This window comes from Oscillatoria sp. FACHB-1407, from assembly GCF_014697545.1.
GTDB lineage: Bacteria > Cyanobacteriota > Cyanobacteriia > Elainellales > Elainellaceae > FACHB-1407.
The window spans coordinates 60,092-77,982 of the sequence record NZ_JACJSA010000011.1; the positions used below are offsets into that span (position 1 = coordinate 60,092).

General features: G+C 46.2%; 20 protein-coding genes and 1 pseudogene. 13 read left to right on the forward strand and 8 right to left on the reverse strand.

Translation table 11 applies throughout. The features are described 5' to 3' along the window. Nucleotides 1-169 precede the first annotated feature (169 nt). The 3 genes from H6G89_RS18585 to H6G89_RS18595 all read left to right on the forward strand — a co-directional run bounded on the left by H6G89_RS18585 (nucleotide 170) and on the right by H6G89_RS18595 (nucleotide 5,673). Nucleotides 170-1,231 (forward strand): tetratricopeptide repeat protein, encoded by a 1,062-nt coding sequence (locus tag H6G89_RS18585; RefSeq protein ID WP_190509138.1) that lies wholly within the window; start codon nucleotides 170-172, stop codon nucleotides 1,229-1,231. Between the two features lie 868 nt (nucleotides 1,232-2,099). Then, a complete protein-coding gene (locus H6G89_RS18590) occupies nucleotides 2,100-5,432 on the forward strand; it encodes an NB-ARC domain-containing protein (RefSeq protein WP_190509140.1) in 3,333 nt (1,110 codons plus the stop codon). Between the two features lie 52 nt (nucleotides 5,433-5,484). Beyond that, nucleotides 5,485-5,673, forward strand: a complete 189-nt coding sequence (locus H6G89_RS18595; RefSeq protein ID WP_190509142.1) for a hypothetical protein — start codon at nucleotides 5,485-5,487, stop codon at nucleotides 5,671-5,673. 182 nt (nucleotides 5,674-5,855) lie between these two features. Here H6G89_RS18595 and H6G89_RS18600 read toward each other — a convergent pair whose 3' ends face one another. From H6G89_RS18600 to H6G89_RS34485, 5 genes are all read right to left on the reverse strand, one after another. Further along, entirely contained in the window at nucleotides 5,856-6,029 is a 174-nt protein-coding gene (locus tag H6G89_RS18600) for a DUF4278 domain-containing protein (protein WP_190509144.1), read from the reverse strand. A 517-nt stretch (nucleotides 6,030-6,546) separates the two neighbouring features. Next, nucleotides 6,547-6,990, reverse strand: a complete 444-nt coding sequence (locus tag H6G89_RS18605; protein ID WP_190509146.1) for a GNAT family N-acetyltransferase — start codon at nucleotides 6,988-6,990, stop codon at nucleotides 6,547-6,549. Between the two features lie 32 nt (nucleotides 6,991-7,022). Then, the gene (locus H6G89_RS18610) at nucleotides 7,023-7,196 is read right to left on the reverse strand and encodes a hypothetical protein (protein ID WP_190509148.1); all 174 of its coding nucleotides are present in this window, start codon (nucleotides 7,194-7,196) and stop codon (nucleotides 7,023-7,025) included. Nucleotides 7,197-7,288: 92 nt separating this feature from the next. Beyond that, the gene (locus H6G89_RS36430; RefSeq protein ID WP_375539700.1) at nucleotides 7,289-7,444 is read right to left on the reverse strand and encodes a hypothetical protein; all 156 of its coding nucleotides are present in this window, start codon (nucleotides 7,442-7,444) and stop codon (nucleotides 7,289-7,291) included. After that, nucleotides 7,441-7,707 carry a hypothetical protein gene (locus tag H6G89_RS34485; protein WP_199336800.1) on the reverse strand — a complete coding sequence of 89 codons (267 nt, stop codon included), beginning with the start codon at nucleotides 7,705-7,707 and terminating at the stop codon, nucleotides 7,441-7,443. The genes H6G89_RS36430 and H6G89_RS34485 overlap by 4 nt, the downstream gene beginning before the upstream one ends. 310 nt (nucleotides 7,708-8,017) lie before the next feature. On the opposite strand from H6G89_RS34485, the gene H6G89_RS18620 reads away from it, so the two are divergent. Then, on the forward strand, nucleotides 8,018-8,155 hold the full coding sequence (locus tag H6G89_RS18620) for a hypothetical protein (protein WP_190509150.1): 138 nt from the start codon (nucleotides 8,018-8,020) through the stop codon (nucleotides 8,153-8,155). Between the two features lie 91 nt (nucleotides 8,156-8,246). On the opposite strand, the gene H6G89_RS18625 is transcribed toward H6G89_RS18620, so the two are convergent. Continuing rightward, nucleotides 8,247-9,203, reverse strand: a complete 957-nt coding sequence (locus H6G89_RS18625) for an IS110 family transposase (RefSeq protein WP_190509152.1) — start codon at nucleotides 9,201-9,203, stop codon at nucleotides 8,247-8,249. A gap of 678 nt (nucleotides 9,204-9,881) precedes the next feature. Between H6G89_RS18625 and H6G89_RS18630 the strand changes: the two genes are divergently transcribed. The 3 genes from H6G89_RS18630 to H6G89_RS18640 all read left to right on the forward strand — a co-directional run bounded on the left by H6G89_RS18630 (nucleotide 9,882) and on the right by H6G89_RS18640 (nucleotide 12,178). Continuing rightward, nucleotides 9,882-10,541 (forward strand): TetR/AcrR family transcriptional regulator, encoded by a 660-nt coding sequence (locus H6G89_RS18630; protein WP_190509154.1) that lies wholly within the window; start codon nucleotides 9,882-9,884, stop codon nucleotides 10,539-10,541. Beyond that, complete coding sequence (locus H6G89_RS18635) at nucleotides 10,538-11,719, forward strand: Acg family FMN-binding oxidoreductase (RefSeq protein WP_190509157.1); 1,182 nt, start codon at nucleotides 10,538-10,540, stop codon at nucleotides 11,717-11,719. The genes H6G89_RS18630 and H6G89_RS18635 overlap by 4 nt, the downstream gene beginning before the upstream one ends. Before the next feature lie 282 nt (nucleotides 11,720-12,001). Next, entirely contained in the window at nucleotides 12,002-12,178 is a 177-nt protein-coding gene (locus H6G89_RS18640; protein ID WP_190509158.1) for a hypothetical protein, read from the forward strand. Between the two features lie 40 nt (nucleotides 12,179-12,218). Here H6G89_RS18640 and tnpC read toward each other — a convergent pair whose 3' ends face one another. Beyond that, nucleotides 12,219-13,586 (reverse strand): IS66 family transposase, encoded by a 1,368-nt coding sequence (gene tnpC, locus H6G89_RS18645; RefSeq protein ID WP_190509160.1) that lies wholly within the window; start codon nucleotides 13,584-13,586, stop codon nucleotides 12,219-12,221. 48 nt (nucleotides 13,587-13,634) lie between these two features. Between tnpC and H6G89_RS18650 the strand changes: the two genes are divergently transcribed. The 4 genes from H6G89_RS18650 to H6G89_RS35765 all read left to right on the forward strand — a co-directional run bounded on the left by H6G89_RS18650 (nucleotide 13,635) and on the right by H6G89_RS35765 (nucleotide 16,109). Further along, nucleotides 13,635-13,841, forward strand: coding sequence for a hypothetical protein (locus tag H6G89_RS18650; RefSeq protein ID WP_190509162.1), 207 nt, complete (start codon nucleotides 13,635-13,637; stop codon nucleotides 13,839-13,841). 292 nt (nucleotides 13,842-14,133) lie between these two features. After that, nucleotides 14,134-14,799, forward strand: a complete 666-nt coding sequence (locus tag H6G89_RS18655) for a ParA family protein (RefSeq protein WP_190509164.1) — start codon at nucleotides 14,134-14,136, stop codon at nucleotides 14,797-14,799. Beyond that, nucleotides 14,796-15,794 (forward strand): ParB/RepB/Spo0J family partition protein, encoded by a 999-nt coding sequence (locus H6G89_RS18660; RefSeq protein ID WP_190509166.1) that lies wholly within the window; start codon nucleotides 14,796-14,798, stop codon nucleotides 15,792-15,794. Before H6G89_RS18655 ends, H6G89_RS18660 begins: the two co-directional genes overlap by 4 nt. Before the next feature lie 180 nt (nucleotides 15,795-15,974). Beyond that, a complete protein-coding gene (locus tag H6G89_RS35765; RefSeq protein ID WP_255519449.1) occupies nucleotides 15,975-16,109 on the forward strand; it encodes a hypothetical protein in 135 nt (44 codons plus the stop codon). 150 nt (nucleotides 16,110-16,259) lie between these two features. Here the strand turns inward: H6G89_RS35765 and H6G89_RS18665 are convergent, their stop codons facing one another. Continuing rightward, nucleotides 16,260-16,760 (reverse strand): hypothetical protein, encoded by a 501-nt coding sequence (locus H6G89_RS18665; RefSeq protein WP_190509168.1) that lies wholly within the window; start codon nucleotides 16,758-16,760, stop codon nucleotides 16,260-16,262. A gap of 196 nt (nucleotides 16,761-16,956) precedes the next feature. Between H6G89_RS18665 and H6G89_RS18670 the strand changes: the two are divergent. Together H6G89_RS18670 and H6G89_RS18675 are read left to right on the forward strand one after the other, a co-directional pair. Beyond that, nucleotides 16,957-17,325 (forward strand): annotated as a pseudogene (locus tag H6G89_RS18670) (site-specific integrase); the annotation flags it as partial. Nucleotides 17,326-17,334: 9 nt separating this feature from the next. Next, entirely contained in the window at nucleotides 17,335-17,712 is a 378-nt protein-coding gene (locus H6G89_RS18675; RefSeq protein WP_190509171.1) for a tyrosine-type recombinase/integrase, read from the forward strand. Nucleotides 17,713-17,891 lie beyond the last annotated feature (179 nt).

A 17,891-nucleotide genomic window follows, 5' to 3' on the forward strand; every position in this document is an offset into this window, starting at 1 on the left:
CGTACAGACGCGATTAATCGCGTTTCTTCTACCCCTTACCCCTTCATACCCCTACTCCCCTACTCAATCACTCCCCTACTCCCCTACTCAATCACTCCCTCTTTTTGCATACCTCCTCTACAGCCAGGATTATGACCGCTCGAACGGACAGGCTAATGGAGATTCAATCATGGTTTTCTCAATTTCTCACCTCACATCGTTGGCTGCACTCCCTTTCAATCGTCTCTTACAATCCTTCACTACAACAACACCCATCAATCATCAACCTGAAATCAATCAGCTTCATAAAAAAGGTTGGCAACACTACAATGCTGAACAATTTGAAGAAGCATGGTTTACCTTCCAGCAATTGCTGCATCTCTATCAATCCCTTGGCGATGAGATTGGCATGGGTGAAGCCCTCAATCAACTGAGCCTGATTGCCCTCCGCTCAGGTGAATCTGCCAAAGCTCTCAACTGCTGCCAGCTTGCGCTTAGAATTGCTGAAACAGCAGAAAATACTAAACTGTTAGGTAACAGTTTGAGCTTGTTAGGTTTGATTTATCAAAACAAAAACCAATCTGAACACGCTCTAAAAACCTATCAAAAAGCATTGGAAGTATTTGTTGAGTTAGCTGATGAGTTCAACATTGGACGCACCCTCAACAACTTGGGCGCAATCCACAGCACCTTAGGACAGAGCGATCGCGCTCAACAGTTATGCTTAACTGCCGCTGGTATTCTTGAAGCCATTCGCGATCAAGAAGGACAAGCAACCGCTCTCTATAACGCTGGCACGGCTTATCAGAAATTAGGCTGCTACACTCAAGCCCGCAGGTATCTGGTCAAAGCTCAAGCAATTCGCACTGCTATTGGTGATTTCTCTGGAGAAGCTGCGATCGCCACTGCTCTTGGAGAAATTGAAGTCCAACTGGGACAACCCTTCTCTGCAATTTGCTGCTATCAAGAAGCCTTAGACCTTTACCAGGAGTTGGGCGACAGCCATCATCAAGCCCTAACAACAGAACGCATCGCTGCACTTTATCAGCAAGAAGGATTACCTCTTTCTGCGTTCGAGTCTTATCAAACCGCTATTGACTTGTACAAAAGTTCAAACGATGAAACAGGAGCAGGGCGAGCACTCAACCAACTTAAAACTGTGTATGCACATATGGGTAGCCCAGAATATGCATTAGCCTGCCCTTCACAATCAATCGGTGGATTAGAAACCAAAATTGAAATGGTTTGTTGAAACAGAACAGGCGAAGCTGAGCAATCCTCACATTCATCGTGTTGTTGAGTTACGCAGAACTGCTTATCATTTCACTCATGCAGGGGACAAGGACGAAGGCACATAAATCCGGGTCAATCTGGCGACCCTTGTGATATCTGCGAAGCAGCGCACATGAATGGGAGTATCAGTTCCTACCTTGTGATACACCACCAATACCCCAAAGACATTTGATTAAGCAGTTTAAACTCAACGGCTATAGCAAACTGATGGATTCTAACAGCCATCACCTTTTGTCCCATGTAATGCTTGTGCCTACTGAGCCGATAACATTCCACATTTGCGACATTTCTCAGGCAGCGATCGCGTTTTCTCAGACGATCGACTGATATCAGGGGGTAATTGAAGCGAAGACACTGTTGGTGAAACATTAGTTAACACACTCAAAGACCTGAATCTTCGTCGTTCCCTAGCTGAAACTCATTGGTTTTCTCAAGTCGAACAACGACGGAATAGGTAGTTCAGCCATGAAGCAATAATTCGCCAACAGTGTCAGCGAACGTGCTATGAGGGGCAATTAGAATCAAGGCAAAGCCTGAAACGGCGTAAATTCGTTAACTGGTAGAGGTAAATTTGAGTCAAATTGAGATTTAACAGTACAATTGGACTAGCTAAAACCCATGCTAGGTAAAGATTTCAGCCTAATTGCCCTTGATGACAGCCTCGCTTCAACTACCTTGATTACGTCTAGAATTCTGAGGGCCATAGTATAGATTTTTCTTTGGGTTTGTGATAAGTATTGAAACCATTGCAACCAGTGCTAGAGCGACCTGATTGATTTGAATCCCCAATATAAACCTTCTTCTTTGGCAGGGAGTCGTTATCTAGCATGAAGGGAATTTTTCTGTCTTATGCGCGTTCTGATGATGAGCCATTTGTAAAACGGCTCTATGAGGATTTAACCGAACGAGGATTTCAGGTTTGGTGGGATCGCCAGTCAATGCCCAGTCGAGCTTTGACCTTTTTGCAGGAGATTCGAGATGCGATTGACCAGGCAGATCGACTGATCTTAGTCGTAGGACCTGCGGCAGTAAAGTCGAACTATGTACGGCCAGAGTGGCTATATGCTCTCAGTGTTTGTAAGGTTGTAACTCCCCTCTTGCGAATAGGAGATTACAACCTTTTGCAAGAGTTTCCGCCTGAACTGGCAAGACTGCATTGTCCCGATTGTCGTGAGCAGCGTCCTTATGAAGAGGCTTTAGCAGAAGTACTACGGGTGCTGAATGACCCAATCCCACCACTGGGTAACTTAGTTGGTGTGCCAGAGTTACCGCCTCATTATTTATCTCGATCTGAGAATCTACAGGCATTAGAAAACCTTCTATTGGCGGATGCTAATCGACCTGTCGTGATGACAGGTACGAGTCGTAAGGTCGGACTATGCGGCATGGGTGGTGCTGGTAAATCGGTGATTGCCTCTGGTTTGGCACGGGATTGTGAAGTTCGACGTTCGTTTTCGGATGGAATTTTTTGGTTAACCGTAGGTCAAGAGCCGACCTTAACTACATTGCAAATTCAGCTTGCTCAAGCCTTGGGTAGCGATCGCCAGATCTTTGAAGACGTTCGAGAAGGAAAAGAACATCTCCGTGAGTTACTAATCGATAAAGTTTGTCTTTTGATTCTAGATGACATCTGGCAACTAGAGCAGGCAGATGCGTTCGATGTACTGGGTCAACGTTGCCGCATGGTGGTTACCACCCGCGATCGCGGCTTACTCACGGCGATCGGCGCAGTTGAATATCCTTTAGATGTTTTGAGTGCCGAGCAGTCATTGCTGCTGCTGGCACAGTGGGCAGATCAGGCAGTCGAAACGTTGCCCGATCAAGCTCATGAAACGGCGAAAGAGTGTGGATACTTGCCATTGGCACTATCGATGGCAGGGGCAATGGTGCGGGGTAAGCCCGATCGCTGGGATAATGTTCTGAGCCGCCTTCGCAGTGCCGACTTAGAAAAAATTCGGCAAGAGTTTCCTGGCTATCCCTATCCCAATCTACTGCGATCGCTCACGGTGAGTGTTGATGCCCTTGAGCCAACGGTTCGCACTCGCTATCTAGACTTTGCTGTGTTCCCCGAAGACACTGCGATTCCTGAAGCCGTTTTACAAACCTTCTGGCAGTCAGTTGGGTTAGATGCCTACGATACGCAGGATGTATTGGATGAATTGGTCAAGCGATCGCTCCTGCGTCGAGATGAGCGCGGTTATCTCAGCCTGCACGACCTCCAGAGAGACTATCTGCAAAAACAAGCCGACCTACCGACTCTCCATACGCGCTTGTTGAATGCTTATGCTGCAAAATGTCCAGCAGGATGGTCAACCGGACCAGACGATGGCTATTTCCTTGACCACGTAATCTATCACTTGTCGATAGTGGCACGGCAGGATGAAATTGACCAAACCCTCGTGAACTTTGAGTTCTTAAGCAAGCGTCTCGCACAAGGTAACCCCAGCGCATTGATTGCCGACTTTCAATATGCATCTCCTGGGTTGCAGCCGCTTACTCAAACGCTACAGTTAGCTACCAGTCTAGTTGGCAATGACCCAGCCCAGCTTAAGAGTCAACTCGTTGGTCGGTTGGGGCATCTGCGAGAGGCATCAATTCAACACTTTGTTGAAACGCTCAAGCAAGACAAAACTCAACCCTGGTTGCGTCCTCGTCTTCCTACCCTGATTTCTTCTAAGTCTGGGTTGCTGAGTACCTGGCAAGCCTTTTCAAAAGAACCGATATGTCGGTTGCTGGTGTCGGATGACGAAACAACGCTGGCTGTTATTGAGAAGGATCAAGTTACTTATTGGGATATTGAGACAAGAAGCTCAATCAGTTCTGAGCAAGGACAAAAGATTTTTCGAGGGTTAGACCTGACGACCTGGCAGAGTAATCTTCCAGAACTATCGTTTTATTTGGCTTGGAGCGTCTTCAACTTGCCTGTAGATGAACAGGAGTTTTCGTTTGAATGGTGTTTTTCTACTCCTGAAGCATCAATTATGGCTGAATGCCAAGTCCAAATGTACCGGCAGCAAACTCAGATCCAAATGCTCCGGAAGCCGATTACTGAGGATCAAATACTCAGTGGTGTTTACATTACGAGAGAAGGTCATCGAGTCCGTCTTCAGTCAGAAGATGAGCATCTTACAACGGCTGTTGCAATTTCAAAGGATGGAAATTGGTTGGCGTGTGGCACTCATGATGGAAACATCAGAATAGTGAATCTAACATCTATCAGTGCTAGTTCGCTACATTGGCAGAGCAAAGTCTGCAACGAACCAATTGTTGCCCTATCTCTATTTCCTAATAAAGACAAGGTTGCATTTCTGACATTTAGGGGAGTTTTGGGTGTTGCCCAAGTTGGCTCAGAAATTAAGCAAGAAAAGACATTGGCAAAAATGCCTGCCGGAGAGAAATACGTTTTTGTTAGCTCATCAGGAAAGCTTGCTGCTATTGTTGCTGAACAGACCAACATCCTTATACTTAATACACAAAACGGGAAAGAAGAAAGTCTTGAATTTCAGATAAAAGGCGTAGATGCAATACGCGCTCGGATCACATCAGATACTCGATTCGTTGGAATTGAAATAATCTACGCACCGTATAATGAGATGCATCAAGAACTTTTTGGGATTTGCCAAGAACACGTAGTTCTAGACATTTCTACTATGAAAGTAGTTTATGACTCACTTAATGTGATATCCCGTGATTTGCCAAGCAGTATCTTCATATGTAAAAAGAATGGAGATTATTATCTACGCCGACATGACATAAATAGAGATTCAAACGGCACCGAGGTAAATCGTTTAAGACATTACCCTCTGAATGGTAATAAGTTTGCAGAGAAAGCTGTTGAAGACTCTCTTCGCCTGGGCATTCTGTCCTCCATCCAAGGAGTCTTTTCTTCAGACTCTAAGGAGCGAAGAGAACCAGAATATGCGGTTCTCCCGTGGCTTGAGTCCCAAAAGGTATCAGGGAATGGAATCCGGTGTGAAGTTGCCGAAGATTCTCGCAGTGTTCAGGTGATTTTGGCAGATGATGCCTCGACAACACTGACGTTTACACCAGACGATCCGGTGGTTAATGCTGCCATTTCTGAGGATGGATCTTGTGTGGCGATCGCCTGTGAATCGGGTCAATTACACTTTGTCGATGTTGTTATTCCTGCTCAAGGTTAGTTTCCTTCTTTCACAACTATTATCAACCTCGTTGACCCTTTAGAATTTGCGGATGAAAACGCTCAGTAAGATTGTCACTGAGCGAAATCCTCAAGATCTCAGTTTTGGAGGAAGTTGTGCGATCGCTAGAGGAGAGGGCTTTGCAGATGACTCCCTCTCTTGCCCGTGTGCCTCAACAACCTGTGCCTTTACGGTCTTTTGTGGTGGAGGAGCGATCGCCCTTGTTACTGTGGGCAGTTGAGGTGAGGGTGATGAGCAGATCTCGAAGCGTGTTTGAGAGGAGGAGCGATCGCCGTTGTTGTTCTTCAGTGTGATTGAAGCGGTTGAGCTAAACACGGCTCTGAGCACGGTTGGGAGGAGGAGCGATCGCCGTTGTTGCTTTGGGCAGTGGAGGCAGCCTAGATAACAACTGACCTGATCGCTTTAGTAGGAGATGCCGCGATATTGCAGGTGACGAGGCTGAGGTTGGGTTGTGGTAGTAGGCTCAACACGATAGGTAGGATAGGTAGCACCCCGATACTGACAGTTGATAGTGCCAGTTGTGGTTTCATCGGTGGTGTTGATCTGGTAGGAGGTGCCGCGATAGATGAGAGTCATGGCTGAAGTTCCTTTGCTTTAAAGCGTGTGTTTGTTTCGATGTTTTATTTATAGGGGTTTTGCCCTTGCAAATCGATTGGGAAAAGTTAAGGAGTTTACTGAATTGGCAGTGAGGAAAGTTAAGGAAGGGGATCTGTGCAGGAGGTGCCATTAGAGAAGTTTTCTAGCAATTTAGGGGTACTCCAGTTGCTAGAACAACTCTGGAAGTGCTTGGTAGAGAGGGCTTGTAGCAGCTTTACCTCATCACCTTGCTTCTTACATCGGTGGTGAAGTCGCTCTGGGTTGCTTGCTCTGACTACTGCTTCACCCTCTTGCTTTACCCCTCTTGCTTTAAGACTTGCCCTAAGTTAACCCCACCTCCTATGTGGTGATAAACCCTCTTGGACGGAGCATCTGGTATAGTAACGACCCGCTTCACTCGCCGCTAGTAACCTTCTATTCTCAACCAACTCGATATGGTCGGTGTGCAAGCGAGTTGTTATACGGCTGTAATTTACACGTTCTGCTAAAAACTCGTCTAAACTATTTTCTGCATAGGTTGAAATCTAATTCCTGATACCTCCTGCACATCAGAAGTAACTTCAAAACCACATTTTCTGTAAAACTGTACTGCATTCAATGATGCTTTAACAGTGAGCCGAGCCACTCCTGAACTTTTCGCCTGTTGCTCTATAAAATCAATTAGCATCCTACCTAATCCTTGTCTTTGCTCACTGGCAACTATATAAAGTTGAGAAATATGAAACTTTTTACTAACTGCCATATATCCAAGTAAAGCACCACTTAATTGCACACCATACACATCAACATTTGGATCTGAAAATGCTGCTTCAACATCTTTAGCAAGGTTTTCAGAAAAAAACTTTTTTCCCTCTTCAGAAAAGGTCGGCAGGACAAACTCTTCTGAGACTCGTTTGGCTATTACCAGTGCTTCGGTTGAGTTGTCAAGTTTAACAATCATATCGGCATGGTATTTGATACAGCATAAATTCTCTAGATTGTCAGCGCAACAATCTCAATCGTTGCCTTACCGATAATTTCAGCTAATTTGACTTTGAACATTATAAACAAACTTTCAATGCCGCTCTCACTCAAAATCGAAGCCGTATAATGATTCTGGTCTGCGGTTGCCAATACCTTTGCGACACCACAAGCGACTTTGGTCAAGCCGCTGCACCAGAATTGTTTATACCGCATCACTAACAAGACAAGTGCGATCGCTCAAATCAGTCATTCCCAATCTCTTCCTAACTCTTATACTAATCCGATGACTCATTTACCAACCATGTTCCGATGACTTGTCCCATGCCGATAGGTTGCTCTACAAAACCAAGTTTTGCATAAAGTTCGGGAACATCATCTGTAAATAAGTAAACGTGTTGTCCCTTTAATCGACTTAGTAGCTTTTGGATCATTGTTGTTGCAATACCCTGACGACGATATGCGCTGAGTGTCCAAACATCAACAAGACAAGCATTGAAACACCATCAGATAAAACACGGGCAGTGCCAATAATTTGACTACCAGCATAGGCAATACAGGCAACATAGCTATTTTCAAACGATTTTTTAAGCTGTCCTGGACTGCGCCCATTGTCAAAGGCATCTTGGCATAATGTTGTTTTCATCTCTACCCAATTAATATTATCTAGCTCAGTTTTATAGGTGATTTCTGGCATTTCAAAATAAACCCTTGAATGTCGGGTGACATGCTTCAATTGGGAAGTTGCAGTATTCGCCCCACTGACAATCTTAAACCAATGCTCCTTCAGGAATCTCTAGGCTACTTGAGGCTGAACATCCACAGATAGTTTTGGTTGCTGTTCCCACCGAGGGCTTGCGGCATAACTATTGAGTAGACAGAACGCTTCTACCTATCTACCCAGTTTCGGTGGATAGAGTGAATCATTCTGCATAGTAGGCTCTTTTTAAGTGGATAGGCAAAACCCTTCTTCATATCTTCAGTATTCAGTACAAAGGTCAGTTTGGGTGATGCTTCTTGAAGCAGGGGAAGAAGAGATCACCCACAAAGGAAAGAAGGAAAAAAGAAAAGAAGAGGGAGAAGCGATTATCTTAAATGTCAAGCCTGTTATGAGAGCACATAACGTGGCGGGCGTTTTGCTATAAGCAGGAATTCAGCACAACTATCCAACCCTAAATCCTTGTTAGAGTCTTGCTCAACAGAACAAATACCAAAACGTTAGAACCGGATCAACCGCTAATCTTCTTCAGTTGCTAAAGTAGGAGGCTGCCAAGGTTTACCATCTCGAATCATGGTGTTGAGAATCCGCAATAGCTTGTGCATACATGCTGTCAAGGCTACCTTCTTGGCTTTACCCTGCGACACAAGCCGACTGTAGAAGGCTTTCAAAACGGGGATGTGTCGTACGGCAACGAGTGCTCCCATGTACAATGCTGCACGAACATTAGCGCGTCCATCCCAAATGGTACGAGAACCCCGATATTTGCCGCTATCCCGGTTGAGCGGAGCAACGCCAACTAACGTACTAATGCGTTTGTCACTGACTTTTCCTAGTTCAGGTAAAGCGGCAATGAGCGTGGTTGCAATCACCTTGCCAATCCCTGGCACACTGGTGAGCAGAGCTAACTGCGATCGCCATTGGTCATGCGCTTGACTCAGTTGCTCAATTTCATCATCAAGCTCACGAATGCGTTTCTCCAACCACTCCACATGGTCATTCACATCCTGCCGCATTCTACCGCGCAGACTACTCTGACGGTTCTTCTCAGCGGTTAGCATCTCCACTAGTTGACAACGGCGAGTGACAGTTTCTTGTAGGGCTTGTTCGTTGGCACTGGCTAAAACCGTCACGGCTGGTTGCATCGCTTGTCCAAAGTGAGCTAACACCGCTGCATCAATGCGGTCTGTTTTAGCCAACTTGCCACTGGCTTTGGCGAACTTTCGGGCTTGCCGAGGATTGATAATGGAGATGGCCAAGCCTTGGTCTTGTAATGCTTGAGCCACCTCAAGTTCCAGTCCTCCAGTCGCTTCTAAAATCACTTGCCCAATTTTGAACGATTGCAGTTGCTCGATTAATTCAATCATTCCACTGGCTTGATTTTTGGCTTGAAATGACTGACCACTGGGTCTTAGATAAACATCTAAGGTCGCTTTACTGACATCAATACCAACCCATTGCAATGGCTGATCCATGACACTCTAACCTCCATCCGATACGATAGGTCGAAGGCTGCGCTCTTCCTTGCTCCATGCGGACTTTAGAAGTCCAGGCGATTCTACGAGTTCTCGGCACTTCGAGGAGTGTGGCGACCCAAGCTTTTCCACGGTTTTGACAAACCAAAGGGAAAACGGTCTACCACTTCCTCAAGATACAAGAGCATTACCACTGGCTCTCGATTGATGAGGATGACGTCTGGGAGCAGGTGAGTTAGATCCCACCATGCTGACTGTCGCTCAGTTGGCTATGGATTACGGGTGGGTGCTTGGCAGTTCCAGGCTCAGGGCGATCGCCAGGGCATCACTAACAGCAGTTTGTTCTAGCAACTTGGGGAGTACTCACTTGCTAAAACATTTGCTTGCGATCGGGTAATTCTCACTTCCACTGGCAGTTCAACCCCCTTCAACGCGGCAGCACTCCTACCACCACCCTGCCACAGAACCTCAACAGCCCACAACCCCTACATTGTGATGGATGAGGAAACTCCCAAAAAAGAAAAGAAAAAAGAGAAAAGAAAAATCTGAACTTTCCTCTGCTATTAGCTTCTAGCCATCTCGTAGCACTTCGTTAAATTTACCCAAGTATTGAGACTTGACATTTAGAGCAATTGCTCTAATAATTAGAGTAATCACTCTAAACTAATATTTGCAGCTATGAAGACTAGGGGCACCAAGTCTCGGATTATTGAAACAGCCATCGAGTTATTTAACCAACATGGAACTCAGGCAGTCTCTACTAATCACATTGCTGAAGCAATGAAGATCAGTCCTGGAAATCTTTATTACCATTTCAAAAACAAACAGGAGATTATTCGTTTGATTTTGGAACAAATGATTAGCTTATTTGATGGTGGATGGACATCACATCCAAAACCATCCTTGGCAAACCTTCAAGACATGTTAAGTCGAAGCTTTTTTTTGCTATGGGAATATCGTTTCTTTCATCGAGAACTGATTGCCTTGCTAAACGCTGATCCTGAGCTAAAGAAGCGATATCGCACCATTCGCAGACAGCGATTGATAGAAATCGAGTCGTTTTGCCGTGGATTGATTGAGAGTGGTGTTTTGCGCTCACCAAATGATCCAAAAACTCTCACTTCAATTACAAAAATTATTTGGTTGATTAGTGATTATTGGCTTGCATTCCTCGATCTTGAAGACGAAGTGATTAGTCCAGAAACCGTTGAAGAAGCAATCAACTTAATTATCCAAGTTATGCTTCCTTACCTGAGTGACGCAGCATTGCATGAATTATCTACTTCTGCCCAATCTACCAATTTGCCCAAGATTATAACCATGGAGATCCCCTCATGAAGAAAAGAACATTCCTTAAACTCATGTCCGCTACTACAGTAACTGTTTTGGTTGCTGGTGGCGTCTACCAGGCTCATGGAAAAGGAGTTTTCAGTACAGGTAAAGGACCTGCTTACGAACCTTGGCATACCTGGCGAACTGATGAACCGGAAGGATCTTTGGCTTTAGTTCGAGCTGCGATTTTAGCTGCAAATCCTCACAACACTCAACCTTGGTTGTTTCAAGTAACAGAATCACAGATTGAGCTATACGCTGATATTTCTCGTCACTTAGGAACGATGGATCCTTATTTTCGAGAAATGTACATCGGTTTAGGATGTGCGATTGAAAATATGATTTTGGCAGCTAGTGCAAATGGATATCAATACCAACTCACTCTTGGGTCAGGTACATTAACAGACTTACCTCCAAATGCAAAGCTTAAACGGGTTGCTACGCTGAAATTGTCATCTGGGCCGGTTGTTATTCCACCTTTGTACGACGCTATCCCCAATCGCCATACTAATCGGGCGGTATACGATTCCAATCGTTCCGTTGAGTCAGAAGTTTTAGAAACCTTTCAAGCATTATTTCAAAGCGAGTCTGATTTGAAATTGTTTTTGTTTACTTCAGAAGCCGCTCGCCACAGGTTTGCTGCGGGCACAGTACGGGCAACAGAACAGATTGTGGCGGACGCTGATATGATTCATGACAGTGGCAGGTGGTTTCGCCCCACTTGGCAGGAGCTTCAAAAACACCGAAGCGGTGTTCACATTGATGCATCTGGGATGACTGCAATGAACCGAGCATTAGCTAAAGTATCTCCACCTATTTCAGAAGAGACCGCGCATCAAGCTTGGATAGATGCGACTAAAATAACATTGGCAAGCACTCCTGTTTTAGGACTAATTTCAGTGCGAGATTTGTACGACCAGTCTCAATCCTTAAAAGCAGGACAGCTTTGGCAACGGATGCATCTTTGGGCAACAACACAAGGATTAGCGGCACAACCTATCAATCAATTGCCAGAGATGGTTGACCGAGAACTTCAATTAGGTGAAGAGCCACGTACTGCACAGTTTCTTGCTCAACTCAGTGGAGATCCTTTGTGGAAACCAACGTTTGCTTTTCGCCTTGGTTATCCTACTTTGGAAGGGCTAGTAAGTGCTCGTCGCCCGGTTGAAGATGTCGTTGTCTAAGAGCTTTAGAGAAAGCATACTAAGCCTCCTGTGCAGAAAGGACAGCTGCGGCGATCGCTTTCTGTGCAGGATTCAGGGTTAAATCACTCAAGCTCCACACGTAATCACGGTAGGTAGTAGTTTACCGAGTTGTGATCAGAATACTAAAAGTGGACGCAGCGATCCCAGCACAACTTTAATTACAGCAGAGTAAGCTGAGTTAACCTGGTTGAATAATACCAGAAACATCAAACGTGTCGTAAAAAACATGATGTAATTCAAACTACTTGAGAGGAATCAGACATGAGTTTAGTTGATGGAATGAATGCTCTCCCACAAGTTCAAGGCAATCACCAAATTCTCACAATTCTTTTGGTTCAACTTGAAGAAGTGGAGGAGCAAATTGAGGGTTTACAACATACACGTTTAGAATTGCTAAAGAAGATCTCCATGGGGTGTAATCAGATGGCTGTAAAATAGTGCCACGAAACGCTAAAAGCTTTATTTTGTAAGTAATTGCTCAACCCAGTAGCCAATCGGTTTTCTGAGAGGTCAGGGCACGGGAAATGGCATCAAAGGCAGAAATACCCTGACGCTTTGCCGTGTTGATGAGCGATCGCACCTGAGCGAACAAATCTGCCCCCCAATCCGAGCGAAAGCCGTTGGTCACCTTGCGGAACACTACACTCCAGCGCAACGCCTGCTCACTAGCATTATTGGTTGGCGGGATGGTCTCATCGGTTAAAAACAACAACAGATGATCCCGAATCTTCTGATAGCGTTTGAGCAACCGCTGTCCCTCCACCGACTTCGGTTCCAGATTCAAAATCTCCCGCAGTGATCCACGAAAGCGAGCGCAATACTGCTGAATTGTCGAGGGAGCCAGGATGTGTCGTCTCCGTTGCAGGGCAATGGCTTTGAGGAACAGCCGTTTCATTCTTGGAGCAAACAACGCATCCCCTGCATCCATGGCATACTGACAATCGCGCAGTTGATGCGCTAAACACACTTGCCAGTCCTGTGCCGGATGTGCGGCTTGAGTACTGAACAAGTCAGACACCCAAACTTGCGGTTGATGCCCCGCCATCACGCTGTCCATGACTGTTTTGCCACGACTGGGACGAATCACATGCAAACAGACCTGGTCATTTTGAAACACCCATTCCCACTGGTTTTTCCCGTTTACTCGTGCCCCCGTTTCATCACTGCCAACCAACCGAGCACTACGCAGGCGTTCTACAATCTTGGCTACAGGAGCTGCCAGCTGAACCTGTGCTCGTTGCAGCAAATTGGCAATCGCTCCTTGTGACAGCTCTAGACCGTAAAGCTCCCGCATCAATTGGCTCAGTCGCTTGTAGCTGATGGCATGGCTGTAGCGTAGATAGGTGACGAGTGCAGCGACACTCGTGCCAAAGGGGGAGCCAGGCTCTAAACCAACCGGAACAGGCGCTTCGTATGCCTTCTGGCAACACTGACAAATCCCGCCATACCGTTCCACCCGCGTGATGTGAGGGGTAATCGGCGGTAGTTCAATCCGCTCATAAATTCCACTCAAGCGTTGGGTCGATGGCTCAACTTTGACCCCACAATGGGGACAACTCTTGGCTTGGGCTACTACGACTTGATCCGGTTGTTGGCTCAATTCTCGCCCACCGTGATGGTGGCTCTCCTCTGCCTCGCACGGCAGGGTAGAGGACTGGGCACTGCTCTGATTCGGCTTGAAACCCTTAGATGGCGGCAAACTCGAATTGCGCGAGGTCTTCTTCACTCGCTTTTGCTTCAGCTTTTCCACCTCTGCCCGTAGACTTTGCAACTCTTGCCACAGCCCTCGAATCAGGGCATCCTTCTCGGCGTGGCTAAGTCCATCTAGCGGGGGCAGTTCTTTCATGCCAAAAGCTTACCATCCTCTCCCATTGCACGCATCCGGTCAACCTGGTTGAGCAATTACAAGTTTCGCTATCAACAGGTGCAGAGTTTGGCCTTAGAGATTCTGGCACGTATTGTTGAGTACCGTGCAGATGACTATTACTACTTACAGCAAAATGTACTTCCAAAAGTAAGGCATATCTTACAGAAGCGAGATGCGCTGTTAGTGATTCAGCGGGTGATCGATAACGCTTCACTACAAGGAACAGATGAATGAGACAAAAAATCGGAATCTTTGAGATTCCGATTTTTTTCTTTTCTGCGTCTTCCATTTGTTGTGAAGATTCGCCTGAATTTGACGGTACTATAGCACTCACCATGACTTACAGCACATTCAATGCATCTTGAGGCTAACCGCACAGGAAGGAAACATCATGCCCCAGCTGGACTTCTAGCAATTTAACCAAAACATTTTGGTTAAATTAACGGTTGCAGCCGATCATTTCAGTGCTAAGATTAAACCATTCATTTTGGTTATTTAACCCATGCCAAGATCAAAGACTTCAAAAATGGGAGAAACTCCTGCGAAGTTGCCTAAAGTCTTGTCCTTTGTTAATCAAAAAGGTGGTGCAGGAAAATCGACTGGAGCAGTTCATGCGGTTGACTGGTTCACTCAGAAAGGTTTCTCAGTTGTCCTGGTAGACGCCGATGGTCAGCAAAGCTCCTCAAGCTGGTCAGAAGAACTAAGTCTCCCTCACAAAGTTATTAGTGACCCCGAAGCACTCTTTGACGAGTTACCTAAGCTTGCCGAGAACCATGACGTAGTAATCGTTGATGGACCGGGTAATGCCAGTGAGGTAACAAAAGCCGTTTTGATTCGATCGAATCTGGTGCTCATTCCCTGTCGAGATTCGATGATTGATTTGGCAAGCACTGGAAAAATTGTTCAATTTGTTCGTCAGGCAAAGGAGATTCGGGGAGGACTTCCCGTTTCAGCCCTTTACCTGAATGCTGTCAAGGAAAATACGATTCTCCTCCGAGAGGCCAAAGAAGCCCTTCAAAGCGGTATCCTTCCATTGCTTCAGACTGCGCTTCCTGATCGCCAGTGCATTAAAGACTCACCTGGACAGGCAAGTACTGTATTTCGGATGAAGGGCAGTTCAGCAAAATCAGCAGCAGATTCCTTTAACTCCTTGTTTGTAGAAGCGTTGAAGTTATTTGAGGCCGAATCATGACAGCACGACGGAAACTGACAGATGCGATCGCCCAACGAGAAGAATTGAGTTTTGTTTTTGGGCAAGCACCTCCCGAAAAGGTTGCCCAACTTATTCAGGAAACTCAGGAACAGCAGATTCCCTGCGAAAAAGTTGTTTGCTCCTTCACCTTTGTACCTGACAACAAACCTGTGCGGCACTACTATGACCCGGAGGAGTTGCAACAGTGGGCGCTGTACGACATTAAACCCAATGGCATTCGTTCACCCCTTTGGCTACGTCCCCACCCTTATTACCCTGGTAAATTTGAGCTAGTTGCAGGTTTACGTCGCTTCAAGGCAGCAACCATACTGGAGCTAAAAACCGTTCCGGGCAAAGTATTTGATTGGGACGATCGGACAGCCTTTCAAGCGGCTATCTCAGAAAATGCAAATCGGCGTGACTTCAGTGCTCTGGAAGAACTTGATAACACTCTGCGACTTCTCGAAATCCAACTCGGCTATAGCACTGAGGAAGCCGTGAGCCTGCTTTACCGAATGAACAATGCAGCGAAAGGCACAACTAACCAAAACGTTTTGGTTAGTGAGGAAGCTCAGTATGTTCAGCAAGTTTTTGATGCCTTTGGTAAAATTACCTGGCAATCCTTTGTTGCAACTCGTCTGCCACTTTTGAAAAAACCACCAGAGATTTTGGAAAAGATTCGACGGGGTGAAGTTCACTATACCAAAGGAATTCTCATCGCCAGTGTGAAGGATAGCGATCGCCGACAGGAGCTTTTGCAGAAGGCAATCGACACCTCCCTCAGCGTATCTGAAATTAAGCAACAGGTTCAAGCCATCAAACAGAAGGAGAGCGGTAACGACTCACAAAATTCGTCAACGATTGTGCATTTGCAACAACGCCTTAGTCATACTGTTCAGCAGGCTAAAAAGAATCGTGCGCTCTGGAGTAATCCGGCAAAGACAAAAAAGCTTGAGAAACTGCTTGAAGAGCTACAGGTTCTACTTGAAACGTGAAATTGAAATCATGAAGTCTTCAAGAAATGGCTTGTCAAAATCCTTCAAGTTCTGGACATTTGGTCCCTTCAGCTTAGTTAATTCAACCTCTGCCCTTTGGCCAAAACTTACGTAGCGTTTTATTTTGTGAGTTCCTGAGACACTAGTAAGAGCCCATCCTATTGTTTTAGGAATCCTCTGATGCCAAAGCGATATGTTGTTCGATTAAGCGAGGAGGAACGGGAGTTTCTCAAAGATTTGGTTTCAAACGGCAAAGGGGTAGCCTATAAAATCAAACATTCCAACATCCTGTTAAACATTGATGTCAATGGATAAGGATGGAGCGACGAGGAAACCGCGACCGTCTTTAGTTGCCATCGCAATATCGTAGCAAATCTGCGGTAACGATTAGTGGAGCAAGAGTTAGAGGCGGCATTGGAACTCAGAAACCTACTCGACAAAGGGTGTGTGATGGAGCGTCAGAGGCTAAATTGATTGCATTGCGTTGTGGAGAGAGAGGATGTGTTTAAACGGCTTGCCGGTGACCGTAATCTCGACCCCCTTCAACTCGGTGAAGTCGGACGATCCCATTTCTCCAGGGTCATGTCGCAACTGGAACATCACATCTTTGGGGTCACCATAGAGGGTTTTCCAGGTTTCTACCCGTCGTTGCAGTGTCCACAAGGTTTGCTCATACTGCCCTGGATATTGGCTGACGAGATACTCGTACAAGGTTGTGGGCTCTAAGCGGGGCTCTCGCCTGAGCATCGGTTCTAGCTCACTCTCCCAGACCCCGACAAGCGGGTCAGAGCGGGTGCGCCAGTCTCTCTCTTGTCCGTGCTTCGGTTGATGCTCTCCCTTCTCTATCCGTCTGCCACTGCGTTCACTAAACCCGGCGATCGCTGCTGATGCTTGTTGCGTGCACCCTTCTTCTCTTGCTCGCATATACACTTGAACCTGATAGGTTTGAATATATTGACCTGGCACTGGTAGGTCTCCCTCTAAGCTCTTGGGAGTTCTCTAGTGCTTTTTTACGGTTTGACCAGACCCCACCTTCAGTGCAGATTGTCCTTGCGATCTAACGTCGAATTGCGATCTGATAATCGGTCAAGTCATTGCTTTCGATCCGGTTAAGGTAATTGTCGCCGAATAACTCGTAGAGTTATGGCTCTACGACAAGAGTAAGAATACACAGGATGCCTACCGTCGAGATTTAGCATTGTTTTTCAACATCATCGGTCGAAAAGCACTGAGACTTGTTACACTTAACGACCTGCAAGTTTTTGCCAAAGCTTTAGTTCATCGGGGATACGCCGTTTCAACACAACAACGACGGCTCAACAGCTTAAAATCGCTACTCAATTTTGGGTACAAATTGAGAGTATTACCCGCTAACGTGGGTCAATTACTGAAGCCACCGAGGGCAAAAGATACCCTAGCCGAGCGCATCTTGAGTGAAGGACAAGTTTTAGACTTACTCAGTACCACTGCCACTTTGCAGGAGCACGCTTTATTGCGACTACTGTATGCCACCGGTGCTCGTGTCAGTTAATTGTGTGACGTGCGGTGGCGAGATTTGCAAGGGGTAGAACAGGGACGAGGGCAAGTCACGTTATTTGGCAAGGGCGGCAAAACCAGAGTGGTTGTGTTTAGTGCCCAGACTTTGCAAGTGTTAGAGAGCATCCGAGCAGAGGCGGCTATCAACGACCCCATATTTCAAACTCGACGGGGTGGCAAGATCAACCGAAATAGTGTTCGCTGCATCATTCGAGCCGCTTGCAAACGAGTTGGAATTGTAGAACGAATTTCTCCCCACTGGTTTCGTCATGCCCGTGCCTCTCATGCCTTGGAGCGAGGTGCTCCTGTTAACTTAGTTCAGCTCACGTTAGGACACGCCAGTTTAGCCACAACTGGGCGTTATTTACATGCTCGACCCTAAGATTCGAGTGGATTACGCCTAGCGGTATGAGGGAAGCGATCGTTGGCAATGGCAATTTGGCAGGTATACTCACTTACCAACGAGTCATTCTCGAGCTGAAGAATGTAGAAGACTGCTAGGTAGAGTGATTAGGGTATTCCTGAAACTATCCTACGTTTTGAGGATTGTAAGCACCCTCC

Coding starts and splice junctions, on each gene's coding strand:
- H6G89_RS18635 (WP_190509157.1), top strand. CDS start 10,538: ATGAAGAAAAGAACATTCCTTAAACTCATGTCCGCTACTACAGTAACT.
- H6G89_RS18585 (WP_190509138.1), top strand. CDS start 170: ATGGTTTTCTCAATTTCTCACCTCACATCGTTGGCTGCACTCCCTTTC.
- H6G89_RS36430 (WP_375539700.1), bottom strand. CDS start 7,444: ATGATCCAAAAGCTACTAAGTCGATTAAAGGGACAACACGTTTACTTA.
- H6G89_RS18625 (WP_190509152.1), bottom strand. CDS start 9,203: ATGGATCAGCCATTGCAATGGGTTGGTATTGATGTCAGTAAAGCGACC.
- H6G89_RS18660 (WP_190509166.1), top strand. CDS start 14,796: ATGACAGCACGACGGAAACTGACAGATGCGATCGCCCAACGAGAAGAA.
- H6G89_RS18640 (WP_190509158.1), top strand. CDS start 12,002: ATGAGTTTAGTTGATGGAATGAATGCTCTCCCACAAGTTCAAGGCAAT.
- H6G89_RS18600 (WP_190509144.1), bottom strand. CDS start 6,029: ATGACTCTCATCTATCGCGGCACCTCCTACCAGATCAACACCACCGAT.
- H6G89_RS18630 (WP_190509154.1), top strand. CDS start 9,882: ATGAAGACTAGGGGCACCAAGTCTCGGATTATTGAAACAGCCATCGAG.
- H6G89_RS34485 (WP_199336800.1), bottom strand. CDS start 7,707: ATGCCAGAAATCACCTATAAAACTGAGCTAGATAATATTAATTGGGTA.
- tnpC (WP_190509160.1), bottom strand. CDS start 13,586: ATGAAAGAACTGCCCCCGCTAGATGGACTTAGCCACGCCGAGAAGGAT.
- H6G89_RS18605 (WP_190509146.1), bottom strand. CDS start 6,990: ATGATTGTTAAACTTGACAACTCAACCGAAGCACTGGTAATAGCCAAA.
- H6G89_RS35765 (WP_255519449.1), top strand. CDS start 15,975: ATGCCAAAGCGATATGTTGTTCGATTAAGCGAGGAGGAACGGGAGTTT.
- H6G89_RS18590 (WP_190509140.1), top strand. CDS start 2,100: ATGAAGGGAATTTTTCTGTCTTATGCGCGTTCTGATGATGAGCCATTT.
- H6G89_RS18595 (WP_190509142.1), top strand. CDS start 5,485: ATGAAAACGCTCAGTAAGATTGTCACTGAGCGAAATCCTCAAGATCTC.
- H6G89_RS18655 (WP_190509164.1), top strand. CDS start 14,134: ATGGGAGAAACTCCTGCGAAGTTGCCTAAAGTCTTGTCCTTTGTTAAT.